Origin of the sequence: Bacteriovorax stolpii, assembly GCF_002872415.1 — a bacterium.
Lineage (GTDB): Bacteria > Bdellovibrionota > Bacteriovoracia > Bacteriovoracales > Bacteriovoracaceae > Bacteriovorax > Bacteriovorax stolpii.
The window spans coordinates 969,582-978,568 of record NZ_CP025704.1; the positions used below are offsets into that span (position 1 = coordinate 969,582).

Genomic DNA, 8,987 nt, shown 5'->3' on the forward strand with positions numbered 1-8,987 from the left:
TAAGGAGGTCTTATGAAATCTACATTGTCAGCTCTCTTTTTATCATTACTTATTTCTTCTAATGTTTTTGCTGTCGGATTAAAGCTCACGCCTGGGACTTACAAAATTGACCCTGCTCATACACGAGTGTCGTTTTTAATTAAACACTTTGTTGTATCTGAAGTTCAGGGGCGTTTTAATGATGTCGAAGGGACATTCATGCTTTCTGATAACATTAGTAAAAGTACAATCGACGTTACAATTCCTATTGGATCAATTGATACGGCGGTAGCAAAAAGAGATGAACACTTAAAGAGTCCGGACTTTTTCGATGCTGCTAAATACCCAACGATGACTTTTAAGAGTAAAAAATTCACTGGGACACTTTCAAGTTTTAGAGTGACTGGTGATTTAACAATTAAAGATGTTACTAAAGAAGTTGTTTTAGTCGGGAAGTATACCGGATCAGCTAAAGACCCATGGGGGGGAACAAGAGCTGCTGTTTCGGCCAATACAAAAATCAACCGCAAAGATTTCCATATCAATTACAATGACAAAATTGATATCGGTCCTGCTGTTGGCGATGAAGTAACAATTCAAATTCTCTCTGAAGGCGTATTAGAAAAATAATGATTGAGGCTTCACTTTCTATTTAGGAAAGTGAAGCCTTTTACTTAGCTCTCATCTGCCATTATGTGTGGCCACTTTTAGGTAAAATCTCTAAGTTCAATTTGTCTTATTCTCGCAACTTATAAATAGCTGGTATTTTTTAACTAGCTGGTATATCGCAAAAAGCTCATATTTAGGACTAATTCATTCGTGTCGCATTTTATAATGTAGATATGAAAACACTAACAACATATGTAACAACAATTCAGGAAAAAGAACTCTTCTTAAAGTTTGTCCTGCTTTCGACATTAGCTATTGGTGTTTACTCGAACGTTAGAAATACAAAAAATACCAAAGGGCTAGAGCCGGTCAAATTAGACAATGTTTACGATGACGAATTTGGGGATTTTGATAAAATCTATGTCCCTAATAAGCCAGTCGTCATTGCCAAAATGATGAAGACTCTAAAGCCTACGATGAGTAAGGCGCAAAAACACCATTTGTCGATAAAGATTCATGCGGTTTTAAATAAATATAATATTCCACCTCAGATTGTTTTATCGATTATTGATACGGAAAGTAGTTTTAATCAAAATGCAGTTTCCTCTACTGGAGACTTGTCTCTAGCGCAGATTAATGTGGAAGTTTGGAACAAAGAATTTGAGCGCATGAAAAGGCCATTAATCGACAGTGAGAGATTAAAAAAAGATGAAGTTTACGCTTTGGATATGATGGCCCAGATCTTAACAATTCTGAAAGACCGCTACGAGAAAAACGACCGCAGATGGTACGCTCGCTACCACTCAAAGAGCAAAAAATATAAGGGGCTTTACCTCACTAAGCTTGAGCGCCGAATGAAGAAACTGGAGAAATCCAACATCGCAGGCTTTAAAAAGACCAGTAAACCACGACTTCTGGCGCTTCAATAGGGAGAAAGGCGCTGGTCAAAAGAGACCTTTTGGGCCATACTCGGCCCTATGGATTTAAATGCACTCGACACCACTCTGTATGCTTCACAGCTAGAGGCAAAACGCCTTAAGCTTAAAGAGCTTTTTAAACCCTTTACGACAATGGAAGCAGAGGTCTTTGCATCTCCAGAAGCCCACTACCGCATGAGAGCGGAATTCCGCGTCTGGCACGAGGGAGAGGACATGTATTATTACATGTTCGATAAAGTCCAGGACCAGAAAATCAGAACCGATCAATACCTTCCAGTGAGCCTGCTTATCAACGATATGATGAAGGCATTAATGGAAGAGTTAAGGCCGAATCTTGCTTTAAGGAAGAAGTTATTCCAGGTCGACTTTCTCTCGACATTAAGTGGTGAGATTTTAGTGAGCCTTCTTTATCACCGTCAACTAGATGATGCCTGGATCACCGAAGCCAAACTTCTCAAAGAAAGGCTTTCAAGCAAGTTTAAAGTAAACCTGGTTGGGCGTGCCCGCAAACAAAAGATTGATCTTGATCGCGACTTCGTCATTGAAGAGCTTCCAGTTAATGGCAAAAAACTTCTTTATAAGCAGATTGAAAACAGCTTTACACAGCCTAATGCCCAAGTGGCCATTAAGATGCTGGAGTGGGCGATCGATTGTACAAAAGAGAGCTCTGGAGACCTTTTAGAGCTTTACTGCGGTAACGGAAACTTTTCAATTGCTCTAGCTCCGAATTTTAGGAAAGTGCTGGCGACAGAACTCGCAGGACCTTCAGTTGAGGCTGCTCAATACAATATTGAAGTGAATGGCATAACTAATCTTCAGATCATCCGTATGTCTGCAGAAGATTTCAGTGATGCTATGGCCGGAAAAAGAGAGTACCAGCGACTAAGAGGCATCAATCTTTCTGATTACGAATGCAGCACTATTTTTGTCGATCCTCCAAGAGCTGGCCTTGATGCTAATACTGTAGCATTAGTTCAAAAATATGAACGTATTCTTTATATTTCATGTAACCCACACACGTTGATTGAGAACCTTGAAGCGCTTTCATCAACTCACTCAATTAAGCGCCTGGCGCTCTTTGACCAGTTTCCATACACTGATCACATGGAGTGTGGTGTGCTTCTTTGCCGCAACTAAACGCCTCTGCCGTACTCAACGGTAAAGCTGGATTTTGCCAGGCATTCATGTTCCAGAAGATTTTTAATACTTCCAGGTGTTGAGTTCGGACTCAAATGCACTTCCTTATTTTTTAGCGCGTAGACAGTGAAGACATAATGGTGAGGACTGTCTCCAATCGGCGGGCAAGGTCCTCCGTAATGAGCTTCACCATAATCAGACTCTACTTCTACTGAGCCTGTTGGAAGTTTTCCTTCGTTTGAAGCTCCCTCTGGAAGAGCAGTGACCTCTGGCGGAATATTGACGACGGCCCAGTGCCACCATCCACCGACTCGAGGTGCATCTGGATCAAAAACAGTCACGGCAAAACTCTTAGTGTCTTTCGGTGCATCCTTCCACTCAAGTGGTGGAGAGATATTTTTTCCAGAGCACCCCATGCCGTTAAAGACATAGTTATCTGGTACTGTTTGTCCTGGTTTAAGTGCGTTGGACCATGCTGTAAAGGGCATAAGACCTCCTTGTCTCAAGAGAGTTTGTTAAAAATTAAGATGCAAATGAGAGGCCTTCTCCTTTAAACTTTTCGAATAGAAAACTTAAATAGAGAGGATTCATGAAGGCCATTATTCTCAGTTTGTTAATGATTCAATCAGCTTTTCCTTGCACGATTTTTTCTCTGTACCCAAATGAAGAGCATTGGGTGGGAAGGACTTTTGACTGGGCCTATGGACATGGTTTGGTTTACACCAATAAAAGAAACGTAACAAAAACAAGTGTGAGAATACTGCCAACAGACGTTTTAAGTACGTGGACCTCGAAATATGGAAGTGTAACCTTCAATCAATTCGGAAGAGAGTTCCCGACAGGCGGAATGAATGAAAGAGGACTCATTGTAGAGGCCCTTGAATTAAAGTCTTCAATATATCAACCCGTCGATGCAAAAGCTTCTTTCAACGAACTCCAATTTATTCAGTACGTGCTGGATAATTTTCAAACGATTGGTGAAATTAGGGGAGCATTGAAAGGTCTTCGCCTGGCGCCAGTTGGTTCGCAATTACATTATTTCACGTGCGATATCAATGAGTGTATGACGATCGAATTTATTAATGGAAAAATTGAAACCCGCCATGGTAATACACTTCCCATTTCTGGCCTGGCCAATAATACATATGATGAGTCAAAAGACTACGCAAAAGAGTTTGTTACTTTTGGAGGGGATAAACCAGTTGTCCAAGGCTCAAAAGAATCACTGGATCGTTTTGTCCGCTCTAACTACAACGTTAAATCGATTAACGAATATGATGATAAAATTCAAACTCTTTTTACTTTTTTGGCCGACGTAGGATCATTGAATAATCGTTGGCAAATCATTTATAATCAAAGTCAAAGAACTATTAATTTTCGAACGACAGCAAAGATTAAATTGCAGCGTATGATTGATGTTTCAGCACTTGATTTCAGCTGCCAGACACCGGTTAAGTATTTTGACCTTGATAGTGACAGCGAAGGTCCAATCAGGCATGAATTTAAGGATTTCGATTTTAATGTTAACCAATCAGTGATTAAGAAGTCGGTTGATATGCAAAAGCTTCCGGCGGCATTAACAATGAGACTTGCAGTTTATCCTAACGAAACAAAATGTAATGACTAAATCAAGCTGCCCCCAATTGGGGGCAGCTTATCTTCTTTTTCTTTTTAATTATCTATCCATCTCTCTGTCTTTTTGCCAATTTTGTTGTGAAGATTGTCCAGCTTTGCCTGGCTGTTGCTGTTGTTGTGCTGGTTTTTGATTAACTTGTGAACCCTGTTGTGTTTTATTTGAGTTCACTTGTGATCCAGCTTGTTGTGGTTTTTGTTGACCTTGTTGACCAGCTTGCTGCTGAGCAGGTTGTTTTTGATTCTGATTGTTTTGAATTGCCATATAATACCTCTTGTTAATGTGGGCATCAGTGCCTGCGATATTAAAAGCAACCTCTGTGCCGAATTTAAGGGCATAAAATAAGAAGGTATGGGAACAAAGTGGACTAAGGATGGGGCATTTCTTTTCGGCATTGTGGTTGCAGTTATAATTCTAAGCGGCCATATCAAGGAGGATATATGCAATTTCAATCAGTCTATGGCGAACAGTCGACTAAAACACATATGAAAGAGTGCATTGATAATTGTTTGAACTGTTTTCGTGTGTGTGAAGAAGCTGTTAGCAGGGCCATTGAGTCATCTAATATAAATACAGAACACGTAAAATTACTTCAGGCCTGTGCCACCATTTGCATGACATCAGCAGAGTTTATGATGATTGAATCGAATTATCATTATGACACTTGTGGCCTGTGTGCAAAGATTTGCAGGGCCTGTGCTAAGGATTGTGAAAACGGAAGTGAAGCCTGGATGCAGGAGTGTTATGAAGCCTGTACAAAATGCGCTTATTCGTGTGAAGGAATGTCTAAGATGGGCCACTAAAAAGAAAGGCGGCTTCATTAAGAAGCCGACTTTATACAACTCTCATCTGCGTCGATTGTCTAAAACTTAGACACCCCAATGTATTCTTTATCCTGCCTCTCCTGGACTTTCACCCTTATGTTATCTTTGAAGGGAATGTCTTAATAAATGAGGGTAGAATAATGAAAGCTGTGCTTTTCTTTATGTTTCTTTCTCTAACCGTGACATCAGTCTTTGCTCAATCAAAAAAAGACGTCCTGCCAGAAAATAATTTCTGCAGTCCAATCATTGATTCTAAAAAATACCTGACAAACGATTTCCATAGCAATTATCCGAGAAGGGTAAAATTTGAATGTACATATCAATGTAAGGCCAATGGGAAGATGCAAACAATTATGGCCGTCTCAGATGTAACTATTCACTCGATGGATGATGATGCAACTAATGTTGTTTGCCAGGGTGTAATGGTTAAGAAAGTCTCATGGGGGTACGATTTTGATAAAGTGGTTCCTTTTTATGCCTACATGACAAGTATGCCGGAAATAAAAGCATGGGCCTTTGATAATATCAGTTTAAATCCAAAGATTAATTCACTGGAAGTGGCGAATCTACAAAAATTAAAACAAGACCTTTATCAGGTAGCTGCTTCTTTTATTATGGCCGGAAATAATGGTGGAGCAGCGACTGCTCATTTTACTGAAGCCGGCAAAAGGCTTTCGGCCATTGGTGATCAGTTGCCGGGAAAAACAACATTACTTGATGAGACAATCAAACAAATTGTCGTCAATCGTGGAGCTGGGAAGTTGGGCAATACCGCCGACTCTCTGGTTAACACTGTGATATCCTCAGCTGCGGGATGGAGAATTCCAAGTCATCAGTTTTAATTTTGACAGTCAATGAATCATTAGCGATCATTTTTGAGTGAAATACTTATTGATCGCTCTTTTATTAGCTTCGTGTGCCCGTGCACCAATCACTCGCATTGAAGAATCGATGCGCCCAGCTTCTTCCAGACCGGTATTCACTGACACTCTTTCTAAAGAAAGTTTTTTTATCGCTTTAAGAAAACACATTGATGTCATGAAGACTTCGCGTCTAGTGATGCCGACAATGACCTTTGGAGAGATTAAAATCCCTAAAGAACAGTATATTGCTTCACTTGAAGAGATTTTTAATCATCAAGATAGCTGGCAAAGTTATATCTATAATAATTTTGATTTTATGGAAGTCTATGGGAAAGATGACTGGGGAGAGGTCATGGCCACTGGTTATTATGAACCTTTGGTGAAGGGCTCTAAGGCTAAAAATAAAATTCATTCGCAGGCCATGTACAGCACTCCTGTTGATATGATTACTGTTGATTTGAAAAAATTCGCTCACAAGTTTTCTAAGACTGAAAAACTTGGTGTGTTACAGGGGAGACTGGAAAATAACAATCTTGTTCCCTATTACGATAGAAAGAATATTGATGTCGATATGAAGCTTAAGGGACAAAAGCTTGAGCTTGCCTGGGTGGAGCCAGTAGATTCTTTCTTCATTCAAATTCAAGGATCTGGGGTTGTTGAATTTGAAGATGGAGAAAAGATTCGTGTGGGTTATGCCGCTCAAAATGGACATCCTTACATCCCTATCGGAAAGTTCTTAACAGATGTCATTCCTCTTGAAAGTATGAGTATGCAAAAAATCAAGCAGCATCTTGATACACTTTCGGAAAAAGAAAAACAGGACATTTTAAACAAGAACCCAAGTTACGTTTTCTTTAAAAAACTCGACGGCCTTGCTTTAACTTATGCCGGAATGGAAGTGAGTGATGGTAGAACTATTGCCACTGATTTACATCTCTTTCCCAAAGGCGCAATGGCCTTCCTGGATGTAGAAGAACCAGTTTTTGCCAGCATTAAAGATCTTGAGCCGATTTCATGGTCACCAGCACCTCGTCTTGTTTTTGATCAGGATACAGGGGGGGCTATTCGTGGAGCAGGAAGAGTGGATCTTTTTTTTGGCCAAGGTGACGAAGCTTCTCACAAAGCAGGAGTCATGAAACAAAAGGGACGATTGTACTACCTCGTCCCTAAAGTCATTAATTAATTTCTTAGATAAAATTTTTCGGTGCTGTTAGGTTCACTCTTTCTAATAAAGAGCCTCTTTTCTGCATCAATCCCCAAAAGAACTTGAAAAACATCACTTAGGATCGCACGCGAAGAATAATAACCATGACCTAAGCCTAGAGTCTGGTTGTCGACAAGGCCCACATTGATTGTGTCCAGGTTTTCTGAGTAAGTGCAAGCTCCCATACGGTCATTATTGTTGAATGTTTTTGAAGCAGTCATCGCTTTGTCATTATATGAACAGTAAAGAGTAATGCGCTTACTTGTATCCTTGATATTATCAATTAAACGTAAGAACTCAGCAGCTTCAAAATCAGGAGCATTTAAAACAAGTTCATTGATAACGCTTTTATGTAAATCTTTTAAACCGGGAAGAACTACCTGATGCCCCATTGAGTGCACAACCAGGTTTACTTTTAAATTACTATTTGCCAGTGAAGTCATTAAATTTCTAAAAGCTTGAATCGAAGCTTTTGCATTTTGATTGTTGCTTTCATATGTTTTTGTAAGGAACTGTTCATCAAAGAATCCGTCTCCCGCCCCAGAAGGCCATGAAAAAAGGATGACTGGGCCTTGGTATTTTAAGTCATAAGTGATTTGGGCAGCACGAAGAAGTGCTTCTTCATAGCGAACATTAAATCCATGAACGAAGACCAGTGGGTTTCTCTTTGTCTTTTTCATATAATCCATCACAGTCGTCTCAGGGAGAGATTTGGCGTTGAGGATTTTAAAGTAATCGTGAGAGGACTGGCGTCCGTCTTTTGTGAATGTTAATTCCCCAGTGCTGTGGTTTTTTGGGACATTGATTTTACAAATGCCAAAGCTCGTCACTTTATCTAAGGCAACGCCATAAGTATTGTTTGTACACCCAAAGTTCCCGGTTTTTGATTTTCTGTTGGTGACAACAAAAACATCAATAGCACGTGTGTCAGTATAGTCTTCCTTAAAGTAATCGTCCCAAATTGGTTTTAAGTCTTCCTGAAATTTTTCATCGAGATTTACAATTTCAGGAGTCTCCTCTGTAGCAGGAGTGGTAGCTTGCAAAATGGCAGGAGTTTCTGGTTTAGATGGGGCTACTGGCTCAGAAGAGCAGGCGCTTAAAAGAGCGATCAATGAGAAGATGAGAGCATTTCTTTTCACAGTGTTTTACTCGGATAAGGGTGACTAATAATATTGCTTCTAATTTAATCAAAACGGTAAACGACTGCAATGAAAGAATGGCATGTTTTATGCTTCTTAAAAGAGAAGGTCCTTTAATATGTTTGATCAAGGAGTCGTTTATGAAAAAAGATGTGACAAATTATGACCGCGAGCACCTTCCAGCCTCTCGTCGAGCAGGCTTCTTTACACCGTGGTCAAATGACTACTGGGAACCAAGCCGTTGGTTTGATAATTTCCTTAATTCTGACTTATCAGTTTTTCCAACTGACAATCGTTTTTTATCACCGGCCATTGATGTTGATGAAACCGCTGATGAATACCTGGTGAGCGCAGATCTGCCAGGGATTAAAAAAGAGGACATTTCCATTGATTGCTCTGGTAATCAACTGACTATTTTAGCAGAAAGAAAATATGAATCTGAAAATGGTCGCAAACAAGGAAGACGAGAAAGATTTTTTGGAACTTACAGCCGAACTTTCACTCTTCCAACTGGAGTAGACTCCAATAAGATTGAAGCCGCTTATGATGGTGGAGTCTTGGTTGTTCATATTCCAAAAGGTGAGCAGGTGAAAAGCAGACGAATTCAAATAAATGAATCGACAAAGACCGACGTGAAGAAACATTAATCCAGGCCCCTTTT

Annotated in this window: 11 protein-coding genes; 8 read left to right on the plus strand and 3 right to left on the minus strand. The window is 39.9% G+C overall.

Translation table 11 applies throughout. The features are described 5' to 3' along the window. Positions 1–12: 12 nt before the first annotated feature. The 3 genes from C0V70_RS04680 (at position 13) to trmA (ending at position 2,663) form a co-directional block, all read left to right on the plus strand. Positions 13–609 (plus strand): YceI family protein, encoded by a 597-nt coding sequence (locus C0V70_RS04680; protein WP_102242710.1) that lies wholly within the window; start codon positions 13–15, stop codon positions 607–609. A gap of 212 nt (positions 610–821) precedes the next feature. After that, positions 822–1,517, plus strand: coding sequence for a transglycosylase SLT domain-containing protein (locus tag C0V70_RS04685; protein WP_102242711.1), 696 nt, complete (start codon positions 822–824; stop codon positions 1,515–1,517). Between the two features lie 48 nt (positions 1,518–1,565). After that, positions 1,566–2,663 (plus strand): tRNA (uridine(54)-C5)-methyltransferase TrmA, encoded by a 1,098-nt coding sequence (gene trmA, locus C0V70_RS04690; RefSeq protein ID WP_102242712.1) that lies wholly within the window; start codon positions 1,566–1,568, stop codon positions 2,661–2,663. Here trmA and C0V70_RS04695 read toward each other — a convergent pair. Continuing rightward, entirely contained in the window at positions 2,660–3,151 is a 492-nt protein-coding gene (locus C0V70_RS04695; protein WP_102242713.1) for a YbhB/YbcL family Raf kinase inhibitor-like protein, read from the minus strand. The genes trmA and C0V70_RS04695 overlap by 4 nt on opposite strands. 101 nt (positions 3,152–3,252) lie before the next feature. Between C0V70_RS04695 and C0V70_RS04700 the strand changes: the two genes are divergently transcribed. Continuing rightward, positions 3,253–4,290 carry a linear amide C-N hydrolase gene (locus C0V70_RS04700; RefSeq protein WP_102242714.1) on the plus strand — a complete coding sequence of 346 codons (1,038 nt, stop codon included), beginning with the start codon at positions 3,253–3,255 and terminating at the stop codon, positions 4,288–4,290. Between the two features lie 48 nt (positions 4,291–4,338). Here the strand turns inward: C0V70_RS04700 and C0V70_RS04705 are convergent, their stop codons facing one another. Continuing rightward, on the minus strand, positions 4,339–4,560 hold the full coding sequence (locus tag C0V70_RS04705; RefSeq protein WP_102242715.1) for a hypothetical protein: 222 nt from the start codon (positions 4,558–4,560) through the stop codon (positions 4,339–4,341). Between the two features lie 176 nt (positions 4,561–4,736). Here C0V70_RS04705 and C0V70_RS04710 point away from each other — a divergent pair, with 176 nt between their 5' ends. The 3 genes from C0V70_RS04710 to mltA all read left to right on the plus strand — a co-directional run bounded on the left by C0V70_RS04710 (position 4,737) and on the right by mltA (position 7,166). Further along, positions 4,737–5,099 (plus strand): four-helix bundle copper-binding protein, encoded by a 363-nt coding sequence (locus tag C0V70_RS04710; RefSeq protein ID WP_208107787.1) that lies wholly within the window; start codon positions 4,737–4,739, stop codon positions 5,097–5,099. A 161-nt stretch (positions 5,100–5,260) separates the two neighbouring features. Beyond that, positions 5,261–5,962 carry a hypothetical protein gene (locus C0V70_RS04715; RefSeq protein ID WP_102242716.1) on the plus strand — a complete coding sequence of 234 codons (702 nt, stop codon included), beginning with the start codon at positions 5,261–5,263 and terminating at the stop codon, positions 5,960–5,962. A gap of 37 nt (positions 5,963–5,999) precedes the next feature. Beyond that, complete coding sequence (mltA, locus tag C0V70_RS04720; RefSeq protein WP_133566713.1) at positions 6,000–7,166, plus strand: murein transglycosylase A; 1,167 nt, start codon at positions 6,000–6,002, stop codon at positions 7,164–7,166. Here the strand turns inward: mltA and C0V70_RS04725 are convergent. After that, positions 7,163–8,326, minus strand: coding sequence for an alpha/beta hydrolase (locus C0V70_RS04725; protein WP_133566714.1), 1,164 nt, complete (start codon positions 8,324–8,326; stop codon positions 7,163–7,165). The genes mltA and C0V70_RS04725 overlap by 4 nt on opposite strands. A 140-nt stretch (positions 8,327–8,466) precedes the next feature. On the opposite strand from C0V70_RS04725, the gene C0V70_RS04730 reads away from it, so the two are divergent. Next, the gene (locus tag C0V70_RS04730; protein WP_158649566.1) at positions 8,467–8,973 is read left to right on the plus strand and encodes an Hsp20/alpha crystallin family protein; all 507 of its coding nucleotides are present in this window, start codon (positions 8,467–8,469) and stop codon (positions 8,971–8,973) included. The last annotated feature ends 14 nt before the right edge of the window (positions 8,974–8,987 follow it).